General features: G+C 69.5%; 19 protein-coding genes and 2 pseudogenes. 8 read left to right on the top strand and 13 right to left on the bottom strand.

Annotated elements, in window-relative coordinates:
* Nucleotides 1-8 precede the first annotated feature (8 nt).
* The 4 genes from QE399_RS05000 to QE399_RS04985 all read left to right on the top strand — a co-directional run bounded on the left by QE399_RS05000 (nt 9) and on the right by QE399_RS04985 (nt 2,547).
* Nucleotides 9-632 carry a phosphoadenosine phosphosulfate reductase domain-containing protein gene (locus QE399_RS05000; RefSeq protein WP_309826728.1) on the top strand — a complete coding sequence of 208 codons (624 nt, stop codon included), beginning with the start codon at nt 9-11 and terminating at the stop codon, nt 630-632.
* Nucleotides 633-888: 256 nt separating this feature from the next.
* Nucleotides 889-1,107 (top strand): CsbD family protein, encoded by a 219-nt coding sequence (locus QE399_RS04995; RefSeq protein WP_309826726.1) that lies wholly within the window; start codon nt 889-891, stop codon nt 1,105-1,107.
* A 92-nt stretch (nt 1,108-1,199) separates the two neighbouring features.
* Nucleotides 1,200-1,778, top strand: coding sequence for a hypothetical protein (locus QE399_RS04990; RefSeq protein ID WP_309826725.1), 579 nt, complete (start codon nt 1,200-1,202; stop codon nt 1,776-1,778).
* A 253-nt stretch (nt 1,779-2,031) separates the two neighbouring features.
* The gene (locus QE399_RS04985) at nt 2,032-2,547 is read left to right on the top strand and encodes a hemerythrin domain-containing protein (RefSeq protein ID WP_309826721.1); all 516 of its coding nucleotides are present in this window, start codon (nt 2,032-2,034) and stop codon (nt 2,545-2,547) included.
* Nucleotides 2,548-2,572: 25 nt separating this feature from the next.
* On the opposite strand, the gene QE399_RS04980 is transcribed toward QE399_RS04985, so the two are convergent.
* The 7 genes and pseudogenes from QE399_RS04980 to QE399_RS04950 form a co-directional block, all read right to left on the bottom strand.
* Complete coding sequence (locus tag QE399_RS04980; protein WP_309826719.1) at nt 2,573-2,881, bottom strand: hypothetical protein; 309 nt, start codon at nt 2,879-2,881, stop codon at nt 2,573-2,575.
* Nucleotides 2,881-4,317 carry a cell envelope integrity protein CreD gene (creD, locus tag QE399_RS04975; RefSeq protein ID WP_309826718.1) on the bottom strand — a complete coding sequence of 479 codons (1,437 nt, stop codon included), beginning with the start codon at nt 4,315-4,317 and terminating at the stop codon, nt 2,881-2,883. The genes QE399_RS04980 and creD overlap by 1 nt, the downstream gene beginning before the upstream one ends.
* A 104-nt stretch (nt 4,318-4,421) precedes the next feature.
* The gene (locus tag QE399_RS04970; RefSeq protein ID WP_309826716.1) at nt 4,422-4,829 is read right to left on the bottom strand and encodes a VOC family protein; all 408 of its coding nucleotides are present in this window, start codon (nt 4,827-4,829) and stop codon (nt 4,422-4,424) included.
* A 31-nt stretch (nt 4,830-4,860) separates the two neighbouring features.
* Nucleotides 4,861-6,306 (bottom strand): two-component system sensor histidine kinase CreC, encoded by a 1,446-nt coding sequence (gene creC / locus QE399_RS04965; protein ID WP_309826714.1) that lies wholly within the window; start codon nt 6,304-6,306, stop codon nt 4,861-4,863.
* 67 nt (nt 6,307-6,373) lie between these two features.
* Nucleotides 6,374-7,060 (bottom strand): response regulator, encoded by a 687-nt coding sequence (locus QE399_RS04960; protein ID WP_309826712.1) that lies wholly within the window; start codon nt 7,058-7,060, stop codon nt 6,374-6,376.
* A 5-nt stretch (nt 7,061-7,065) separates the two neighbouring features.
* A pseudogene (locus tag QE399_RS04955) lies at nt 7,066-7,702 on the bottom strand (MarC family protein).
* On the bottom strand, nt 7,702-8,484 hold the full coding sequence (locus QE399_RS04950) for an SDR family oxidoreductase (RefSeq protein WP_309826711.1): 783 nt from the start codon (nt 8,482-8,484) through the stop codon (nt 7,702-7,704). Before QE399_RS04950 ends, QE399_RS04955 begins: the two are co-directional and overlap by 1 nt.
* 175 nt (nt 8,485-8,659) lie before the next feature.
* On the opposite strand from QE399_RS04950, the gene QE399_RS04945 reads away from it, so the two are divergent.
* Together QE399_RS04945 and QE399_RS04940 are read left to right on the top strand one after the other, a co-directional pair.
* Nucleotides 8,660-9,352, top strand: a complete 693-nt coding sequence (locus QE399_RS04945; RefSeq protein ID WP_309826709.1) for a dienelactone hydrolase family protein — start codon at nt 8,660-8,662, stop codon at nt 9,350-9,352.
* 88 nt (nt 9,353-9,440) lie between these two features.
* Nucleotides 9,441-10,322: an amidohydrolase family protein gene (locus QE399_RS04940; protein WP_309826708.1), complete on the top strand. Its 882-nt coding sequence runs from the start codon at nt 9,441-9,443 to the stop codon at nt 10,320-10,322.
* Between the two features lie 159 nt (nt 10,323-10,481).
* Here QE399_RS04940 and QE399_RS04935 read toward each other — a convergent pair whose 3' ends face one another.
* Nucleotides 10,482-11,399 (bottom strand): LysR family transcriptional regulator, encoded by a 918-nt coding sequence (locus QE399_RS04935; protein WP_309826706.1) that lies wholly within the window; start codon nt 11,397-11,399, stop codon nt 10,482-10,484.
* 126 nt (nt 11,400-11,525) lie between these two features.
* Between QE399_RS04935 and QE399_RS04930 the strand changes: the two are divergent.
* Both QE399_RS04930 and QE399_RS04925 read left to right on the top strand, forming a co-directional pair.
* A pseudogene (locus QE399_RS04930) lies at nt 11,526-12,279 on the top strand (SDR family oxidoreductase).
* 168 nt (nt 12,280-12,447) lie between these two features.
* Nucleotides 12,448-13,116 carry a glutathione S-transferase family protein gene (locus QE399_RS04925; protein WP_309826705.1) on the top strand — a complete coding sequence of 223 codons (669 nt, stop codon included), beginning with the start codon at nt 12,448-12,450 and terminating at the stop codon, nt 13,114-13,116.
* Nucleotides 13,117-13,170: 54 nt separating this feature from the next.
* Here QE399_RS04925 and QE399_RS04920 read toward each other — a convergent pair whose 3' ends face one another.
* The 5 genes from QE399_RS04920 to QE399_RS04900 form a co-directional block, all read right to left on the bottom strand.
* Nucleotides 13,171-14,736, bottom strand: coding sequence for a DHA2 family efflux MFS transporter permease subunit (locus tag QE399_RS04920; protein ID WP_309826704.1), 1,566 nt, complete (start codon nt 14,734-14,736; stop codon nt 13,171-13,173).
* A gap of 106 nt (nt 14,737-14,842) precedes the next feature.
* Nucleotides 14,843-16,198, bottom strand: a complete 1,356-nt coding sequence (locus QE399_RS04915; protein ID WP_309826703.1) for an efflux RND transporter periplasmic adaptor subunit — start codon at nt 16,196-16,198, stop codon at nt 14,843-14,845.
* A gap of 76 nt (nt 16,199-16,274) precedes the next feature.
* Nucleotides 16,275-17,825 (bottom strand): efflux transporter outer membrane subunit, encoded by a 1,551-nt coding sequence (locus QE399_RS04910; RefSeq protein WP_309826701.1) that lies wholly within the window; start codon nt 17,823-17,825, stop codon nt 16,275-16,277.
* Between the two features lie 42 nt (nt 17,826-17,867).
* On the bottom strand, nt 17,868-18,368 hold the full coding sequence (locus QE399_RS04905; protein ID WP_309826699.1) for a MarR family winged helix-turn-helix transcriptional regulator: 501 nt from the start codon (nt 18,366-18,368) through the stop codon (nt 17,868-17,870).
* A gap of 102 nt (nt 18,369-18,470) precedes the next feature.
* Nucleotides 18,471-19,211, bottom strand: a complete 741-nt coding sequence (locus QE399_RS04900) for a glutamine amidotransferase (RefSeq protein ID WP_309826697.1) — start codon at nt 19,209-19,211, stop codon at nt 18,471-18,473.
* Between the last annotated feature and the right edge of the window lie 47 nt (nt 19,212-19,258).

Raw genomic sequence — 19,258 nt, 5'->3', positions numbered from 1 at the left:
GCACCGCCATGAGCGCAATCGACCTCGCACACATCAATGCCACCCTTGGCCGCAATGCCCAGGGCCTTGTGGACTGGGCCATCGGCCTGGGCCGCCCCGCCATCGTGACCACCAACTTCCGCCCGTTCGAGGCGGTGATCCTGCACATTGTCACGCGCGCCCAGCCCGATGTGCCCGTGGTGTGGATGGACAACGGCTACAACACCGAGGCCACCTACCGCTTTGCCGACGAGGTCACCCGCCTGCTGGGCCTGAACCTGAAGATCTACCTGCCGCGGCGCTCGCGCGCGCACCGCGAGGCCGTGGAAGGCCCCACGCCGGCGCTGGACGATCCGCGCCACGCCGCCTTTACCGAAGAGGTCAAGCTCGAACCTTTCGCCCGTGCGTTGCGCGAGACCGCGCCGCAGGTCTGGTTCACCGCGCTGCGCGCCACCGATACGGCCGTGCGCGCTCAGATGGACCCGGTGAGCATCAACCCCGATGGGCTGGTCAAGGTCGCGCCGCTGCTTCACTGGTCGTCCAAGGACCTGTACGAGTACTGCCAGACGCACGGCCTGCCGAACAACTTCGACTATGTCGACCCGACCAAGGGCGAAGACAACCGCGAGTGCGGCCTGCACCTGTCGCACTGAGAGCCGCCCCTCCAGGCGCGTTTCGCGCCTATTGCACCCCACCAAAGACGTGCCTTCGGGCACGTCTTTTTTTTGCCTTGCCAGCGGCGCCCCAGCCTACGCGGCGAGGTAGGCGGGGGCTGACGCCGCCTGCGTCACGCCACCTACGGCGGGCGCCGGGGGCCCTGCCTACAGTTCTTCCATCGCCTCGCAACTAGGCGTCCTGCCCACCAGCAGGACAGTGAAGGCGAGACATCGCACCCGTAGAGGAGTCAACATGAACGAAGACCGCATCAAGGGCAACTGGAAGCAGTTCACCGGCAAGATCAAGGAACAGTGGGGCAAGATGACCGACGACGACCTCGACGTGATCGCCGGCAAGCGTGACCAGTTCCTGGGCAAGCTGCAAGAGCGCCAGGGCATCGCCAAGGACGAGGCGGAAAAGCAGCTCAAGGACTGGCAGGCCCGCCACCCCGACTTCCGTTTCGACAACTGACACGGACACGTTCCGGTCCCCCAGAACAACAGGCCGCCGGCTTGGGCCAGCGGCGCAAGAAACCCCCTTTTGACAATCCGAGGAGAATTTCCATGAAGCACACCCGTAACCTGCTCGCTCTCGCAATCGCCGGCCTGATGGCTACCTCCGGCATGGCCATGACCAAGGAAGAGCACAGCGCTGCCAAGGACCGCATCTCTGCCGACTACAAGGCCGCCAAGGCCAAGTGCGACGGCATGAGCGGCAACGCCAAGGACGTCTGCCAGAAGGAAGCCAAGGGCGCCGAGAACGTCGCCAAGGCCGAACTGGAAGCCCAGTACAAGCCCAGCGCCAAGGCCAACGAGAAGGTGGCTGATGCCCGCGCCAACGCTGCCTACGATGTCGCCAAGGAAAAGTGCGACGACCTGACCGGCGACGCCAAGAACGTGTGCCAGAAGGACGCCAAGGCCGCTCAAGTGAAGGCCAAGGAAGACGCCAAGGTGGCACGTACCGCCGCCACGCCGACGGACGACCCCGCCAAGCAGCAGGCCAAGGTGGCTGAAGCCAAGAAGGACGCTTCCGCAGAAAAGCGTGAAGCCGACTACAAGGCCGCCAAGGAACGCTGCGACACCATGAACGGTGACGCCAAGGACAAGTGCGTTGCCGACGCCAAGCGCATGTACGGCCAGTAATCCCTATTGGCAACGCGATGGTCTGATACAGCCATCTTTTGAGAACTCGAAAAGCTGACGCTGCGGCGACCATCGACCGCGCCCTCGGGGGCCCTGCACTGCAGGGCCCTTTTTCTTGGCCCGCGCGGTTTGCCAGAGCCGCGCCGGCCATGGCTTCATGACCTGCGTCAAAGCCTGGGAGCGCACGCCTTCGTAAGCTGGCCCCTCGCCGCGCGACGGCGCTGTTTTGCCTTGGCTGATGAAGGGAATGGATATGGCCGCACTCGAATGGTCCGACGGTCTGGCACTGGACCTGCCGCTCATGGACGACACGCACCAGGAGTTCGTGCAACTGCTGGAGGCCGTCGAACGTGCGGACGACGCCCACCTGCTGGACGCCTGGAAAGCCCTGGTGGAACACACCGAAGGCCACTTCGGCCAGGAAGACCGCTGGATGCAGGCGACCCGCTTCGCGTCCAGCAACTGCCACAGCCTGCAGCACAAGGTGGTGCTGCAGGTGATGCGCGAAGGCACGCAGCGGGCCGAGCAGGGCGAGCTCGATGTGCTTCGGGGCATGGCCTCCGAACTGGCGATCTGGTTCCCACAGCACACCCAGAGCATGGATGCGGCCCTGGCCCTGCATCTGCGCCGGGCGGGGTTCGACCCCGTGACCGGCATCGTGAACGCCCCCGCCGCGCTGCCTGACGACCTGATCCAGGGTTGCGGCGGCGCCTGCTCCAGTGGCGACGACGAACACGCGGCGCACGAGCGCCAGCCCGTCGCGGCCTGACGCAGGGCCTTTGGCTCCTGGCCGCTCAGCCCAGCGGGTCGCGCGACAGGCGCATGCCGGCCATCCACCACGACAGCCGGCGCAGAGCGGTGCGCAAGGCCGGCGTCGCGGGCTGCTGCTGCCGCAGATAGGCCGCCTGCAGCACGTCCTGCTTGGCGCGCCGCAGCGCCGCGCGGTCCCTCGCCTGCAGGGCCTGCTCCAGCCGGTCTTGGTAGTGCTGCACCCGCTGCGCTTCCGCCAGCGACAGGGCAGGGCCGGTGCCCGGCGGCAGCCCGCGCTGGCTGCCGCGGGATGCTCTACGGGTCGCTCCGGCGTTCGTGGGATGGCCTTCCATCAAGAAGCCTCCTGCGCCGTGGTGGCCGCAGCGGCCGGCGCACCGCGCTGCGGCGCCAGCCCGTACCAGTTGACCTTGCGGGTCAGCACCATCACCGCGCCCAGCACCAGGAACAGCGCGATCGCGCCCACCACCAGCGCCGTCTGCTCCAGCTGCAGCAGCACATACAGCAGGCCGTACAGCAGGCCGATGCCCAGTCCGAAGGGGATGCCGCGCAGGACGCCCCCCAGCATGTGGCTGGCGTAATAGGCCAGCAGCAACACGCACCCGCCGGCCGCCAGGGCATAGGACAGGCCGAAAGACAGGTGTTCCGACAGGCTCACCAGCAGCAGGAAGAAGCTGCACAGCGCGCTGCCCATCAGCAGGTACTGCACGGGGTGCACGCGCAGCTTCTTCATCAGCTCGAACAGGCCCACGGCCACGAAGGTGAGCGCGATGAAGAGCACGCCGTATTTGGTCGCTCGGTCGGAGAGCGAATACGGGTTCACCGGATCGACAAAGCCCACGCTGAAGCTGTCGGTGCAGCCGCGCTGCGCCGCCTCGGGGGCGGTGCGTTCGCCCTCGCCGTCGTCATAGCTGGCCGGCACGGCGGCGCCGGGCTCGCAGATGCGGCGGCCGGCCGCCACGTCCTGCTGCGCCGTGGTGGCCAGCGACGAGAGGCGCCACCGGGCGGTGAAGCCTTCCGCCCCCCATTCGCGCTCGGACGGCAGGAAGCGGCCCGAGAACGACGGATGCGGCCAGCCGCTTTGCATCTGCACGTCGGTGGTGCCGCCCAGCGGCACGATGGCGAGCCGCTCGGTGCCGACCAGTTCCAGGTCGAGGTCGGCGGTCACCCCGCCGCGCTGGTCGCGCAGGGCCTCGGGCAGTGCGGCATGCAGGCCGCGGGTATAGAGCGGATGGAAGGTGCCGGGCTTGAGCGCCATTGCCTGCCCGCCGACCTGAAGCTGCGCCGTGCGGATGCCCCGCGCGTCGCCCACGGACACCATCAGGATCGGTGCGCCGCACTGCATGCGCGAGCCCTTGACCGTCGTCTCGGCCCGCAGGTCCGACAGGTCGGCCCAATGCGCTGTGAGGTGGGCCTTGAGCGTGTAGGCGTTCACCTTGTGCAGGCCACGTGCCCGCTCTTCCATCACGGCCGCCGTGCGCACCTGCAGCTGCTCGGGCATGGCGGTCAGCAGAAACTCGCGCCGCCGCTCCACGCTGCGGCGGTCGGCGCCGGTGCCGACGGTTTCGTCCCAGCTCTCCACGCAGGCGCTGTGCATGAAGGGCCCTAGCAGCGTCTGCGGCCCGGCCAGGCTCTGCGCCACGCTGCGGGTGGCCTCGGTGCGGTAGCGCTGGCGGTCGCGCACCACGTCCTCGACGAGGCCCAGGCCGAACAGCAGCAGGGCGGCGATGACCGCCAGCGCGGCGATCTTGGTGAATAAGGGGTGTTTCAAGGGACTGCTCCTCCAGGGGTGGTTCATGGAGGGGCAGTGTTCTCACCGAGGGTGAGAGGGAAATGAAGTTTGTGAGGCGGGCGTGAAGTGGCGGTGCGGCCGCCTTACCCGGCGGCTGGCGCCGGACCGGCCGCCCCGTGCCAGACCGCCTCGATGTTGTAGCCGTCCGGATCCAGTACGAACGCCGCGTAGCACCCAGCGTGGTACTGGGGGCGCAGCCCCGGCGCCCCGTTGTCGGTGCCGCCGGCCGCCAGCGCCGCGCGGTGAAAGGCGCGCCCCTGCTCTGCATCGCGGGCGCGAAAGGCCACGTGGCTGCGCGGAACGAACGGCGGGGCCTGGGCGATCCAGAACCCGCCGCCCGGATCGTCGCCCGGCGACGGCGGCTGGGGACCGTAGCCCACGGCGTCCGGTAGCTCCTGGCAGATGCCGTGGCCCAGCGTCTTCAGCACCTGCGTGTAGAACGCCTGGCTGCGCGCCAGGTCGGTGACGTGGATGCCCGCGTGATCGATCATGCGCGCGGCTCCGGTGTGCGGGGGCCTGCGCTCAGGCGCATGGCCAGTGCAGGCTGGCGCGCAGTCCGGGCGCCCCGTTCTCGACGGCTAGGCTGCCGCCGTGCAGCGCCATCACCCGCTGCACGATGGCCAGGCCCAGGCCCGAGCCGCTGCGCGTGCCGTCCGGCCGCGCGGTGGTGAAGAAGCGTTCGCCCAGCCGGGCCAGGGCGTAGTCGGGCACGCCCGGGCCTTCGTCCTGCACCGTGACCGTAGCGCCGTCCAAGTGCACGCGCACCGTGCCGCCGGCGGGCGAGAAATCGATGGCGTTGTCCAGCAGGTTGCCGATGGCCAGGGTGGCCAGGTCGGCCTCCCAGGGGCCGCTGGCGCCCTCGCCGCTGAGGGCCAGTGCCACGCCGCGCTGCCGGGCCCGGGCGCTGCACTGCTGCACGGCCCGCTCGGCGCAGTCGCGCAGCGCGACGGGGACCGCGGCGGCCTCGGCGTGCTGGCGCTGTTCCAGCTTGCTCAGTTCCAGCAGCCGGTCGATGAGGCGCTGCAGGCGCTCGCTCTGCTCCACCACCTGGGTGGCGAACGCGGCGCGGTCGGCCGCAGGCAGCTCGTCCTGCAGCAGCTCGCCGGCGCCGCGAATGGCGGCCACGGGGCTTTTCAGCTCGTGGGTCAGGGCGCGCACGTAGCCCTCGATGTAGTCGCGGCCCTGCAGGCGCTCGCGCATGCGGTCCATGGCGCGGGCCAGGTCGCCCAGCTCGCCCGGCACCTGCGGCACGGGCGGGGGCGGGGCCATGGCGTCGCCGGGCGCCTGCACGCTCAGGGCGTAGTCGCGCAGGCGGCGCACGTGCCACACCGTCCACACCGTGACCGCCATGCCCACCAGGGCCGACAGCGCCAGCAGCAGCAGGCCGCCCTTGAGCACCTTGCGTTCCGCGCGGTCGATGAAGCGCTGCACGGTGCGCGTGGGCTTGGCCACGGTGAGCACGCCGGCGATGCGGCCGTCCACCCGCACCGGCGCGGCCACGTACATCACACCCGAAGTGTCGTCCGTTTCCACGTCGCGCGAGGCGCGTGCGCCGTACTCGCCGCGCAGGGTGCGGGCCACGTCGCGCCACTGGGAGTAGTCGTCGCCCACGGCCTTGCGCTCGCTGTCGAAGACCACCTTGCCGGCCGCGTCCGTCACGTAGATGCGGAAGTCCAGCGTCTGCTTGGACAGGCCCCAGATGGCGGCGTCGATGGGCCGGCTGGCGTAGTTGCGCACGTGGCGGGCGAAGGCGCTTTCAGGCGCGCCGGGGGCCTGCGCGCCCAGCCGCCCGGCGGCCAGGTCGTCGCTGGCCAGCTCGGCCAGGATGTTGGCGGTGTCCACCATCATGTCCTCCATCACCTCGCGCACGCTGGGCTTGATCTCGGCGGTGAACACGCGCAGCACGAAGAACGCGGCAATGCCGTTGATGAGGAAGAAGGCGAAAAGCAGGCGGATGCCGAGGCGCATGGATGCTTCTAAAAGAATAGCTATTGGCGCTTACTGGGTGGGCGCTAGAGGCTGATTTGGCATGAAATCACAAGTCAATGGAATAGCCCATGCCGCGGTGGGTGCTGATGTACTCGCGCGCCGGGTCGGCCTCGCGCAGCTTGGCGCGCAGGGTCTTGATGTGGGTGTCCACCGTGCGGTCGGTGCTCTCGCTGTCGTCGCCCCAGGCGGCGGCGAGCAGGCTGTCGCGGGCGTGGATGCGGCCGGCACCTGCGAGCAGGCACGACAGCAGGCGGTACTCGCGCCGCGTCAGCGCCAGGGCCTGCCCATGCAGGTAGATCCGCTGGCCCGCGGCGTCGTCACGGAAGGCGCCGCCGCTGCGGGCTGGCCCGGGCGATGCGGCGGGAAGCGCGGCGCGGCGCAGCAGCGCCTTGACCCGCGCTGCCAGCTCACGCGGGCTGAAGGGCTTGGGCAGGTAGTCGTCCGCGCCCAGCTCCAGGCCCAGCACGCGGTCGATCTCCTCGCCCTGGGCGCTGAGCACCAGCACGGGCGTGGTGCGCTGGCCCTGGCGCAGTTCGCGCAGCAGGTCCAGGCCGTTGCCGTCGGGCAGGCCCACGTCCAGCACCAGCAGGTCGAAGGGGTGGCGCTGCAGCTGCTCGCGCGCATCGCGCAGCAACAGGCTGTGGACGACGGCCAGGCCCTCGCGCTCCAGCGCGTACGCCACCGTGCGGGCGATGGCGGGGTCGTCCTCCAGCAGCAGCAGGCGCGCGCTCACGCGGTTCACCTCGCCAGGATGGGGAACAGCTTGCCCAGCCCGTCGGCCATCACCTCCACGGCCAGCGCGGCGAGGATCAGCCCCATGAGCCGCGTCATCACGTTGATGCCGGTCTTGCCCAGCACGCGGGCGATGGGGTCGGCCAGCGCAAAGCACAGCGCCGTGGCCACGGCGATGACCACGCCGTAGCCCACCAGCGCGGCGTGCTGCCAGAAGGTCTGTGCGCGGTCGGCGTAGATCACCACGGTGGACATGCTGGCCGGCCCGGTCAGCAGCGGAATGGTGAGCGGCACCACGGCGATGCTGTCGCCCTGCGCGGCCTTTTCGGCGCCTTCTTCCAGCTCGTTGGTCAGCGGCTTGGCTTCGGCCGGCTGGGCGTTCAGCATGTTCAGCGCGCTGATCAAGAGCAGCATGCCGCCGCCCACCTGAAAGCTCTGCAGCGAGATGTTGAAGAACGCCAGGATCTGCAGGCCCAGCAGCGCGCAGGCGGCGATCACGCAGAACGCGCTGAAGGCCGCCACCTGGATGGTGCGGCGCCGCTCGGCCGACGAGAAGCCGGCCGTGTAGTGGATGAAAGAAGGGCACGATGGCCAGCGGGTTGACGATGGCCAGCAGGGCGATCAGGGGCTTGAGCGATTCCATCAGAGGGCTCCAGAGATATCCACCAGCGCCATGGTGGTGAAGGGCGAGGCGTCGCCCATCAGCCAGACGATGGCTTCGGCCACTTCCTCGGCCGTGCCGCCGCGGCCCATGGGGATCTTGGGCGCCAGGTCGCGCACGCGGTCGGGCAGGCCACCGCTGGCGTGGATGTCGGTGTCGATCACGCCCGGGCGCACCGCGTTCACGCGGATGCCCTCGGCTGCGACCTCGCGCGCCAGGCCGATGGTCAGCGTGTCGATCGCGCCCTTGGTGGCCGCGTAGTCCACATACTGGTGGGCCGAGCCCAGGCGCGCCGCCGCGCTGGACACGTTGACGATGCTGCCGCCCGCGCCGCCGTGTTTCGTGCTCATGCGTTTGACGGCTTCGCGGGCGCAGAAGAAGCTGCCCAGCACGTTGATGTCGAAGAGGCGGCGCAGGCGCTCGGCGGTCACCTCGTCCACGCGCGCCGGCGGGGCCACCACGCCAGCGTTGTTGACCAGGGCGGTCACGCGGCCCAGCTGCCGGTCCACGCTCTCGAACAGGGCGACCACATCGGCCTCGACGGCCACGTCGCCCTGCACGGCGATGGCGGTGCCGCCCGCCTCGCGGATCTGCCGCACCACGGCCTCGGCCGCGCCGGCCTGCTGCGCGTAGTTGACGGCCACGGCCCACCCCTGGCGCGCGGCCAGCAGCGCGGTGGCCGCGCCGATGCCCCGGCTACCGCCGGTCACGATTGCTACTTTCGCCGCTTTGTCCAAAACCTGTCTCCTGCAAGAATGCCGCATGGCCGGGCGCCGGGTCGCCGGAAGGAAGTTCCGCATTACAGCATTGCGCCGCCCGGCTGTGGCAGCCGGCGGCCGCTGCCGCCCCGGGAATCCCGCTCGGGCGTGAAAGCTGCTTGCAGCGCTGCGGCACTTCGGCCGGCCTTCCCCTTTTCACCACATCGCAAGGAGCAACAGCATGGGCAGTTTCGTGGATCTGACATCGGCCGACGGTTTCCAGCTGCCCGCCTGGGTGGTGCAGCCCGAGGGCCCGGTGCGGGGCGCCGTCGTGGTGCTGCAGGAGATCTTCGGCGTCAACGCGCACATCCGCGCCGTGGCCGAGCGGCTGGCCGCACGCGGCTATGTGACGGTGGCGCCCGCCACCTTTGCCCGCGTGGAGCCGAACGTGGAGCTGGGCTACAGCGCGCAGGACATGGAGGCCGGCATCGCCCTCAAGGCGCGGACCGAGTCGCTGCCCGGCGCCGGCGTGCTGCCGGACATCCAGGCCGCCATCGACCACGCGGCGCAGCTGTCGGGCGGCCTCAAGGTCGGCATCGTCGGCTTTTGCTGGGGCGGCCTGCTGACCTGGCGCGCCGCCTGCGAGCTGAACGGCCTGGCCGCGGCCGTCTGCTACTACGGCGGCGGGATGACCTCTGGCGCCGAAGTGGCGCGCACGCCGCGCGTGCCGGTGCTGGCGCACTTCGGCAGCCGCGACCATTTCATCCCGCTCGACAGCGTGCAGGCGTTCGGGCGCGCCCACCCCGAGGTGGAGGTGCATGTGTACGACGCCGACCACGGCTTCAACTGCGACCAGCGCGGCTCCTACGACGAGGCCGCGGCCATCGCCGCGCGCGAACGCACGCTGGCCTTCTTCGCCAAGCACGTGGGCTGACGCCATGCGGGCCGGGGCGCGCAGCGCAGCAGGGGTGGATTTCAAGCCTTTTCGGGCTCTGGCCCAATCGGGGAGAGCGCAAGCAGCTATGTTTTTGGTAGTGGCGGCCTGGGCGGCTGCCGCGGCCGGAACGGCCAGCGCCGCCGGCTACACCGGGCCGCTGTTCGATGCGCACCTGCACTACAACGAAGAAGCCTGGAACGGCAGCACCGGCCCACACCCGCCGGCCGATGTGGTCGCCCGCATGCAGGCCAGCGGCGTGCGCGCCATCGTCGCCAACTCGCGCCCCAACACCGGCTCCCTGGCGCTCGCGGGCAGCGCCCTGGCCAAGGACGCCGGCATCGCCGTCGTGCCCTTCGTGCGCCTGTACCGCAACCGGGCGGACTACACGAACTGGTTCCGCGACGAGACCATCTACGACATGGTGCAGGCCGAACTGGCGCGCGGCACGCCCGCGGGGCCGTACCGCGGCATCGGCGAATTCCACCTGTACGACAGCTCGAATGCCGACGGCCCGGTGGCGAAGAAGCTCATGGTGCTGGCCGAGCAGCGCGACCTGGTGGTGCTGGCCCATGTGGACGACGACGCCATCGACCGCCTCATGGCGCACTCGCCCACGCAGGGACAGAAGCTGCGCATGGTGTGGGCGCACACGGGCATCGGCGGTGCGCCAGTGGAGCGCGTGGACGCGCTCATGGCGCGCTACCCGCGCCTGGTGGGCGAGCTGTCGTACCGCCCCGGGCTGACCTGCGACGGCGGACAGCTGTGCCCGGCCTGGCGCGCGCTGATCGCCAAGTACCCCACGCGCTTCGTGATCGGCTCGGACACCTGGGTCAACCAGCGCTGGCAGCACTACGAGTCGCTGATGGCCGACTACCGCGTGTGGCTGGGCGGCCTGCCGCCGGCGCTGGCGCGCCAGGTGGCCTGGGACAACGCGGCGGGGCTGTTTGGCGTGGCGCGGAGAGACTAGCGCGTGCAAGAGGCCCCGGCCCGATCAGGCGCAGCGGATGGGGTCGATGACGGCGATGCGCACTGAGCGATCTTCCGTCCCCTCCCCGCTGCGTTGATCACCATGTCCGCAATGTGAGGGGCGTGGGTGGCGGATGGAATGCTTCAAGCGGATGCGCCATCAGCGCCCCGGCAGCTCCGGCAAACGGTCCTGGTGATTGAAGGCGGGAATCTTCGAAAACACATCCGCGATGAAATCCATGAAGACGATGGCCCGGGTCGGAAGCAATCTGTTGGCGACATAGACGATCTGTACAGGGACCGCAGGCGCGGCATAGCCCTTGAGGATGAATTCCACGCGACCGCTTTTCAAGCCTTCCTCGAACAGCCAGGCCGGTCCATGCCCCACCCCCAGCCCTGCGGCGACCGCTGCGCTGACGGCCTCGGGCGAGTTGACCCGCAGCCTGCCAGAGACCGGAATCTCGGTGTCTCGGAAATGCCAGGTCGCACCGGAAGTGAGCAAGGTGTAGATCACGCAGTCGTGGTCGCGCAGGTCGTTGGGGGTCTGCGGAACCCCGCGTCGGGCCAGATAGTCCTTGCTGGCCACGAACACGCGGTCATACGAACCGATGCGGCGAGCGCGCAGGGCGCTGTCTTCCAGATTTCCGATGCGAATGGCGAGTTCGGTGCCGTCATTCACCAAATCCACGAAGCGATCGTTGATCTGCAGGTCCAGCGTCAATCGAGGGTAGCGCTCCAGAAACTCCGGCACATACGGCAAAACGAAGGCGTGCGCGAGGGCCGTCGGGCAGGCCACCCGCAACAGCCCGGAAGGATCGGTGGTGTTTCGGAAGGACGATTCGGATTCGTCCACCGCATCGAGAATGCGGCGGATGTCGGCGTAATAGCGCTCGCCTTCCGGCGTGAGCGCAAGTTTGCGGGTGGAGCGGTGCAGCAGGCGGGTCTGAAGATGGTCTTCAAGCGCCGCCACGTGGCGGCTGACGTTGGGCTGCCCCAGGCCCAGGTCGCGGCCCGCCGCAGAAAAACTTCCTGTCTCGACCGCGCGAGCGAAACACGTCATCAGAAGAAATCGGTCCATGGATACCCCCGGATTCATGTGACTGCGGCATGAATCATATTCAAAATCGGGTTCTTATCAATTGAATGGCATGGGCGCACATTTGTCTCTGTCGGCCGTGGTGGTCGTCATTCACAGGAGAATTCAATGTCGCGCTTGCAAGGTAAACGTACTCTCATCACCGGCGGAACAAGCGGTATCGGCCTGGAAACCGCCAAGCAGTTTCTGGCCGAAGGTGCCCGCGTCATCGTGACGGGGGGTCAACCCCGATTCCATTGCCAAGGCCCAGGCAGAACTCGGCTCCGAAGTGCCCGTGCTGCGGGCCGATTCGGCCAGCGTTGCCGCACAGAAGGAACTGGCGCAGACCGTCAAGGACCATTACGGCCAACTCGACGTCGCCTTCCTCAATGCCGGCGTGTCCGTGTGGCTGCCCATGGAGGAATGGACGGAAGAGATGTTTGAGCGCTCGTTCGACATCAACGTGAAGGGGCCTTACTTCCTGCTGCAGGCCCTGCTGCCGATTTTCTCGAACCCCGCCTCCGTGGTTCTCACGACCTCCGTCAGCGCCCACGCAGGCGCAGACCGCTCTTCCGTCTATGCCGCCACCAAGGCCGCATTCCTGAACATGTCGAAAACGCTCTCGACCGAACTGCTGGCGCGGGGCATCCGCGTCAACGCCGTGAGTCCCGGTCCGGTCGAGACGCCTTTGTACGACAAGCTCGGCATTCCCGACGCCTACCGCGAGCAAGTCAACCAACAGATCGCCGCGACCATTCCGCTGGGCCGCTTCGGCACGCCCGATGAGGTGGCCAAGGCGGTGCTGTATCTCGCATCCGACGAATCGCGCTGGACGGTCGGCTCTGAGATCGTCGTCGATGGCGGCCGCCTGCTGAACCGCTGATCGGTCAACGCCGGAGCGGGTCCCGTGCCGCGGCCTGACGCCAGGCGCAAGCCGGCACGAACGGGCCAGGCTGAAAGGTCATACGCACCGGCGCACCACACCGAAGACGGGCACGGAGTCCTCTCGTGCCCTGTCCTTCACCCATGCCACGCCAAGCCCCATCTCACCATGCCCACGCTCACCCTTGTCAGCCACCCACTGTGTCCGTTCGTCCAGCGGGCGGCCATCGCCTTGCTGGAAAAGCAGGTACCGTTTGAACGCATCGACGTCGACCTTCAAAACAAGCCCGACTGGTTCATGACCCTATCGCCCACCGGCAAGGTGCCGGTGCTCCAGATACAGGAGGACGATGGCACATCGCAGGTACTCTTTGAAAGCATGGCGATTTGCGAGTACGTGCATGAAACCCAGCCGGGGCCGAGCCTTTACCCCGCAGATCCATTCGCACGGGCACAGCACCGTGCCTGGGTCGAATTCGGCACCGCAACGCTGGGAGAGGCCTGGGGGTATTTGAACGCCAGGGACCAAGCCGCCGCCGCAGCGCGAACTTCGTCGCTCGCCGAGAAGCTCGGCGCCCTCGAAAAAGTGCTCGGTGCCGGCCCGTACTTTGGCGGCGAGGGCTTTGGGATGGTGGACTTGGTCTTTGCGCCGGTCTTCCGCTACTTCGATATTGTCGAAGGAGACACGGGCACTTCGTGTTCCGCAGAATTTCCCAAGGTGGACGCCTGGCGCAGGCAGCTCAGCGCGCGACCAAGCGTCAAGGCTGCCGTATCCAAGGAGTATCCGGGGCTCTTCCGCGCGCATCTGCAGCGCAGCAACGCTTTGCTGGCGAGATAACCCTGAGGCACATCGTCACCGGACGATGATGGGGTGCACTGAGAGCGTGTGATGTCAATGCGCCCCCGCGGCCGCATCGGCGCTGCCGGCGCTGGCCTTGGTCGGGTGGGCCAGCCACACCAGCGGAATCAGCAGCAGGAACAGCACGGCCGAGGCATAGAAGATGTCGTTGGCCGCCAGCATGAAGGCCTGCTGATTCACCAGCCGCTCCACCTGCGCCAGCGCCTGTTCGGGCGTGAAGCCGCCCGCCTGCAGGCCCTGCAGCGCCTGGGTGGCGGCGATGTTGCCCTGCTGGAGCCCTTCCGTCAGCTGCGCGTGGTGCAGCGTGGCGCGGCGCTCCCACAGCGTGGTCGAGATGGACGTGCCGATGGCGCCCGCCGTGATGCGCATGAAGTTCGACAGCCCCGAAGCCGACGGAATGCGCTCCGGCGTGATCTCCGACAGCGTGATCGTCACCAGCGGGATGAAGAAGAACGCCATGGCGATGCCCTGGATGATGGTCGGCACCATGATGGTGGCGATGTCGGCCTGGGTGTTGAAGTTGGAGCGCATCCACAGCACCAGCGCGAACACCAGGAAGGCGAAGGTGGCGAAGCGGCGCGGGTCCACCTTGGCGATGTTCTTGCCCACGATGGGTGACAGCACCAGCGCCAGCACGCCGACGGGTGCCAGCACCATGCCGGCCTGGGTGGCCGTGTAGCCCATGTACTGCTGCAGCCACAGCGGCAGCAGCACCACGTTGCCGAAGAACAGGCCGTAGCCCACCGACGTGGCCAGCGCGCCGGCCCAGAAGTTGCGGATCTTGAACAGCGACAGGTCCACCACGGGGTGCTTCTCGCCGCGCTCCCAGACCATGAAGGTGAGGAAACCCACCACGGCCACCACGGCGCAGGCCACCACCCAGGGCGACTCGAACCAGTCGTGCTCCTTGCCGATGTCCAGCATCACCTGCATGGCGGCCACCCAGATCACGAGCAGCGCCAGACCCATGGAGTCGATCGGCAGCGTGCGGCGCTCGGACTCGCGGTTGCGGAAGATGCCCCAGGTGACCGCCACGGCCGCGATGCCCACCGGCACGTTGATGTAGAAGATCCACGGCCAGGTCATGTTGTCGGTGATCCAGCCGCCCAGCAGCGGCCCCATCACCGGCGCGATGAGCGTCGTCATGGACCACATCGCCATGGCCAGCCCGGCCAGCGCCTTCGGGTAGCTGGACAGCAGCAGCGACTGCGACAGCGGAATCATCGGCCCGGCCACGAAGCCCTGCAGCGCGCGGAAGGCGATCAGCGTGGCCATGTTGGGCGCGATGCCGCACAGCAGCGAGGCGATGACGAAGAGCGTGACGCTGGCCACGAACAGGCGCACCTGCCCGAAGCGCTGCGACAGCCAGCCGGTCAGCGGCACCGCGATGGCGTTGGCCACGGCGAAGCTGGTGATGACCCAGGTGCCCTGCGTGGGGCTCACGCCCAGGTCGCCCGCGATGGCGGGCAGGGACACGTTGGCGATCGACGTGTCCAGCACGTTCATGAAGGTCGCGGCCGAAAGGGCCAGCGTGCCCCACAGGCGCGCGCTGCCCTCCAGCGGAGGCGGCGGCAGAGGCTTGGTGGAGGGGGAAGACATGCGTAGGGGGTGTTGGAGTGCTTGTGTCTACGGCTGGCGCGCACCGGGGCCCTCTGAGCGGAGCCGGGCCGGCGGGGCGTGCAGTCTGCGGGTGGGGGCCGGCCGCTCAGTGCGCGGCAGGCGTGGCGCCGGGGGCCTTGCCCGCGGCAGAGGCCAGGTGCTGCACCGGGCCCGCTGAGGCCTTGGCCAGGGGCGCGGCCACGGCGGCCGGGGCCGCGGTTGGGGTGGCCGTCACGCTGGGCTTGTAGCCCGGCCCGGCGTTGGCGGCGATGATGCGCGCCACCTCGGCGCCTGCGCCCTGGTCCAGCGCCTCGTACACGGCCGTCTGCGCGACGGCCTGGGTGCGCGGCGCATCCGCCAGCAGGGCGCCGGCACGGTCGCTGGTGTTCACCGTCACGTCCATCGACAGGCCCACGCGCAGCGGGTTGGCCTGCAGCTGGGCGGCATCCAGCGCGATGCGCACCGGCACGCGCTGCACCACCTTGATCCAGTTGCCGGTGGCGTTCTGCGCAGGCAGCAGCGCAAAGGCCGAGCCCGTGCCCACGCCCATGCCGGCGATGGTGCCCTGGTATTCGACCTTCTTGCCGTACAGGTCGGCCGTCAGGGTGGCGGGCTGGCCCAGGCGCAGGTTGCGCAGCTGGTTTTCCTTGAAGTTGGCATCGACCCACACCTGGTTGAGCGGCACCACGGTCATCAGGGGCGTGCCGGCGGCCACGCGCTGGCCGAGCTGCACGGTGCGCTTGGCGACGTAGCCGTCCACGGGCGCGGGCAGGGCGGTGCGGCGGTCGGCCAGGAAGGCCTCGCGCACCTTGGCGGCGGCGGCCAGCACGTTGGGGTGCTGGTCCACGGCCACGCCCTGCGTCAGCGACTGGTTGCTGGCGAGCTGCTCGCGGGCCGACACCACGCCGGCCTGCGCCGCGGCCAGCGCGGTACGGGCGGATTCCAGCTGGCTCTGCGCGTGGTTGAGCTCTTCCTTGCTGACTGCGCCATTGCCGGTCAGCGCCTGGCGGCGGCGCAGGTCGTCCTGTGCGCGGGCCACATCGGACTGGGCCTTGGCCACGTCCGCCTGCCGCAGGCTGACCTGCGCGGCCAGCGAGCCGTTGTTGGCGTACAGCGTGCGCGCCTGGCGCACGGCCTGGGCCAGGTTGGCCTCGGCCTGCTCCAGGGCGACGCGGGCGTCGGCCGGGTCCAGCTGCACCAGCGGCGCGCCGGCCTTCACGAAGTCGGTGTCGTCGGCCAGGATGGACATCACCGTGCCGCCCGTCTGCGGCGTGATCTGGATGACGTTGCCCTGCACGTAGGCGTTGTCGGTGTTCTCGTAGTGGCTGGCTACCAGCCATTCATACAGGCCCCAGGCGCCGCCGGCCAGCACGACGGCGGCGGCCAGGGCGGTGAGGGCCTTGCGGCGTTGCGGATTGCCGGCAGCGGGGGCGGCGGATGCGGTGTTTTGCGATGCGGTCATGGTCAGGGGCTCCTGCGGGAGGACGGTTCTGTCTGTCTTGTTCTGGCGAGCGGTGGATGCGGCGTGGAGCCGGCGCTCAGTGGGCTGTGGCCGTGATGGCTGCTGCAGCGGCGGTGGCCACCGGGGCGGCTTGGTAGCCGCCGCCCAGCGCGCGCATCAGCGCCACCTGGTTGTCGAGCCGACGGGCGTCCAGGTCCACGGCCTGGCGGCGCTGGGCCAGCACATTGGTCTCGGCCGTCAGCACGTTCAGGTAGTTGCCCAGCCCGGCTTCGTAGCGCTGGCGGGCGATGGCGTAGGCGCCTTCGGCGGCTTCCTGTGCCTGGGCCTGCTCCGCCCGCTGGCGGTCGATGGACGCCGTGGAGGCCAACTGGTCGGCCGCGTCGTGCACGGCGTCGATCAGCGCGCTGTTGTAGCTCTCGATGGCGGCGTCCAGGTCGGCGGACTTGCCGCGCAGGTTGGCGCGCAGCCGGCCCGAGTCGAAGATCGGCAGGCGCACGGCCGGGCCCAGGCCCCACTCCTTGCTGCCCGCTTCGAGGAAGTGGTCGATGCCGAGGCTGGACAGGCCGACGAAGGCGGTCAGGCTCACGTTGGGATAGAACTGCGCCCGGGCCACGGCCACGTCCTGCGTGGCCGCCTCCACGCGCCAGCGGGCGGCGGCCACATCGGGCCGGCGGCCCAGCAGGTCGGCCGGCAGCGTGGCGGGTATTGCTACCGATTGGATAGCTGTCAGCGCAGGTGGAACAAGCGTTTGTGCGGCATTTGGGTCACCCACCAGCGCGCCCAGCGCGTTGCGCGTCAGCGCCATCTGCTCGCGCAGGGCCTCGATCTGCTGGCGCGCCTCGGGCAGGCCGCCCTCGCTCTGGCGCAGCTCCAACTGCGTGTCCAGCCCGGCGTCCAGGCGGCCTTGCACCAGCTTCAGGGTCTCGGTGCGCTGGGCCAGCGTGCGCTCGGCCACCTGCAGCTGCGCCTGCTGGCGGGCCAGTTGCAGGTACTGGTGCGCCACGTTGGCGGCCAGCAGCAGGCGCGCGGCCTCGGCATCGGCCTGGGCGGCGTTGGCTCCGCCGATGGCGGCTGCCAGGGCCGACCGGTTCTTGCCGAAGAAGTCGATCTCCCAGCTGCCGGTGAGCCGGGCCGTCTCCACACTCAGGATGCGGCCGGCCTGGGTGGCGGGGTAGGCGCCGTTCTGGCTGTAGAGCTGGCGGTTCGCGTCCAGGCTGCCATTGAGCTGCGGGCCCTGGGCGGCGCGTGCGGTTTCGGCAAACGCGGTGGCGCGGGCGATGCGGGCCTCGGCGCCCTTCAGGTTGGGGCTGGTGGCCAAGGCCTGCTGCACCAGCGCGTCGAGCTGCGCATCGCCGAAGCCGCGCCACCAGTCGGTGGACACGGCGCCATCGACCTGCAGCGTGCCCGGTGCGGCCGCGGCCGGTGCGGATGCGCCCAGGCCCACCGAGGCGGCATCGCGCATCTGCGCCCTGGACGCAATGCCGGACATGTCGGCGCAACCGGTGAGGCCGGGCAGGGCGATGAGCGCCAGGGCCAGCGTGCCGAAGTACAGCGCGGCGCCTTCGCGCCAGCGCCCTGCCGGCGCGGGCGCCGGGGTTTCAGGGTGAGAGAGGGTGTGGTTTTGCATGTTGTTGGGCTCTCGGTGACAAAGGGGTGGGCGGAGCGCGCCTTACGGCTGGGTGTCCGGCTCCATGCAGCCCCCCGTGCCGAAGGTCTGCACATTGGCGTACAGGCGTTCCATGAAGCCGGACAGCTGCGCGCGTTCCTCGGCCGAAAAGCCCTGGAGCGCCACGGAATGGATGCTTTCCAGCTGCTCGGGGATCTGAGCGGCCGCAGCGTGGCCTTCTTCGGTAAGCGCGATGTGGACGACGCGGCGGTCTTCCTGCGAGCGCTCGCGCTGGCACAGGCCCTTGGCTTCCAACCGGTCCAGCAGGCGCGTCATGCCGCCGGCATCCAGGTGGCACAAGCGCGCCAAGTTGGCGGCCGTGGCGCCGTCCTGCAGGCTCAGCCGTAGCAGCGGCTTCCACTGGGCATCGGTCAGGCCCAGTGGCTCCATGCGGCGTTCGACTTCCAGGCCGATCAAGGTGACGATGCGGCGCATCTGGTAGCCGACGCTTTCTTCCGGGACGAAGCGGGGCTGGGCACGCTTGGATGCTGTTGTGTCAGTCATGGCCGCAACAATAATTGACTAGACAAGTATTGTCAAGTCAAGGGCTGGGCCGAGGTGCTGGTCGGGCACCTTCAGGTGAGACTGGTCAGCCGGAGTGAGGGGTCAGGCCGTGGCGGCACACAGCCGCGCGAAGCGGCCGAGCAAGGCCGCCGCCTCGGGCGTGGCTTGCACGCCCGCGCGCAGGACCGCGGCGCGGTGGCCGGCGGCGTTCAGCGTGGGCTCCAGCGCGTCGATGTAGCCGCGCATGGCGTCCGCGCTGAACTCCGGATGGAACTGCACGCCCCAGGCGCAGGGGCCGATGCGGTAGGCCTGGTGCGGCTCGTGGGCATTGCGCGCCAGCGGCACGGCGCCGGGCGGCAGGGTCCGCACGGACTGGTGGTGAACGACCTGCGCGGCGAAGCGCGGGGGCAGGGCGCCCAGCAGGGCATCGGCCGCGGCGTTGGGGGTCGGCTCGACCTCCACCGTGCCGATCTCCAGTCCGCCCGGGTGGTAGCCCACCTCGCCGCCCAGCGCATGGGCCAGCAGCTGGTGCCCGTAGCAGATGCCCAGCACCGGCGTCTGCTGGCGCACCGCGTCCGCCAGCCAGCCGCCCAGGGCTTCGCTCCATGCCTCGCGGTCGGACACCATGGCATGCGATCCGGTCACCACGGCGCCGGCCACCGTGTGCGGTGCGGGCAGGTCGGCGCCGTGGCGCGTGTCGATCACCCGCACGGGCAGCGCACCGTCGTCGCCCAGCCCGGCGCGGACCCAGTCCTCGAAGTCGCCGCCGGCCTGCGCGCGCAGCGGCGGAAAGGTGTCGCCCGTCTTGAGGATGAGCAGGGGGCGGGCAGGGGGCACGGACATGGCGAGCGTGGGGGCAAGGGCAGAGGGGGACGGGAGGAAAGGGCGCG

Origin of the sequence: Paracidovorax wautersii (genome assembly GCF_031453675.1) — a bacterium.
Taxonomy (GTDB): Bacteria; Pseudomonadota; Gammaproteobacteria; order Burkholderiales; family Burkholderiaceae_C; genus Paracidovorax.
The sequence above is the reverse complement of the archived record's forward strand: the minus strand, read 5'-3'. Positions and strand labels throughout refer to the sequence as shown.

Excerpts from the sequence above, each read along its gene's own strand:
- QE399_RS05000 (WP_309826728.1), top strand. The coding sequence starts at position 9 with ATGAGCGCAATCGACCTCGCACACATCAATGCCACCCTTGGCCGCAAT.
- QE399_RS04995 (WP_309826726.1), top strand. The coding sequence starts at position 889 with ATGAACGAAGACCGCATCAAGGGCAACTGGAAGCAGTTCACCGGCAAG.
- QE399_RS04990 (WP_309826725.1), top strand. The coding sequence starts at position 1,200 with ATGAAGCACACCCGTAACCTGCTCGCTCTCGCAATCGCCGGCCTGATG.
- QE399_RS04985 (WP_309826721.1), top strand. The coding sequence starts at position 2,032 with ATGGCCGCACTCGAATGGTCCGACGGTCTGGCACTGGACCTGCCGCTC.
- QE399_RS04980 (WP_309826719.1), bottom strand. The coding sequence starts at position 2,881 with ATGGAAGGCCATCCCACGAACGCCGGAGCGACCCGTAGAGCATCCCGC.
- QE399_RS04970 (WP_309826716.1), bottom strand. The coding sequence starts at position 4,829 with ATGATCGATCACGCGGGCATCCACGTCACCGACCTGGCGCGCAGCCAG.
- creC (WP_309826714.1), bottom strand. The coding sequence starts at position 6,306 with ATGCGCCTCGGCATCCGCCTGCTTTTCGCCTTCTTCCTCATCAACGGC.
- QE399_RS04950 (WP_309826711.1), bottom strand. The coding sequence starts at position 8,484 with ATGCGGCATTCTTGCAGGAGACAGGTTTTGGACAAAGCGGCGAAAGTA.
- QE399_RS04945 (WP_309826709.1), top strand. The coding sequence starts at position 8,660 with ATGGGCAGTTTCGTGGATCTGACATCGGCCGACGGTTTCCAGCTGCCC.
- QE399_RS04940 (WP_309826708.1), top strand. The coding sequence starts at position 9,441 with ATGTTTTTGGTAGTGGCGGCCTGGGCGGCTGCCGCGGCCGGAACGGCC.
- QE399_RS04935 (WP_309826706.1), bottom strand. The coding sequence starts at position 11,399 with ATGGACCGATTTCTTCTGATGACGTGTTTCGCTCGCGCGGTCGAGACA.
- QE399_RS04925 (WP_309826705.1), top strand. The coding sequence starts at position 12,448 with ATGCCCACGCTCACCCTTGTCAGCCACCCACTGTGTCCGTTCGTCCAG.
- QE399_RS04920 (WP_309826704.1), bottom strand. The coding sequence starts at position 14,736 with ATGTCTTCCCCCTCCACCAAGCCTCTGCCGCCGCCTCCGCTGGAGGGC.
- QE399_RS04915 (WP_309826703.1), bottom strand. The coding sequence starts at position 16,198 with ATGACCGCATCGCAAAACACCGCATCCGCCGCCCCCGCTGCCGGCAAT.
- QE399_RS04910 (WP_309826701.1), bottom strand. The coding sequence starts at position 17,825 with ATGCAAAACCACACCCTCTCTCACCCTGAAACCCCGGCGCCCGCGCCG.
- QE399_RS04905 (WP_309826699.1), bottom strand. The coding sequence starts at position 18,368 with ATGACTGACACAACAGCATCCAAGCGTGCCCAGCCCCGCTTCGTCCCG.
- QE399_RS04900 (WP_309826697.1), bottom strand. The coding sequence starts at position 19,211 with ATGTCCGTGCCCCCTGCCCGCCCCCTGCTCATCCTCAAGACGGGCGAC.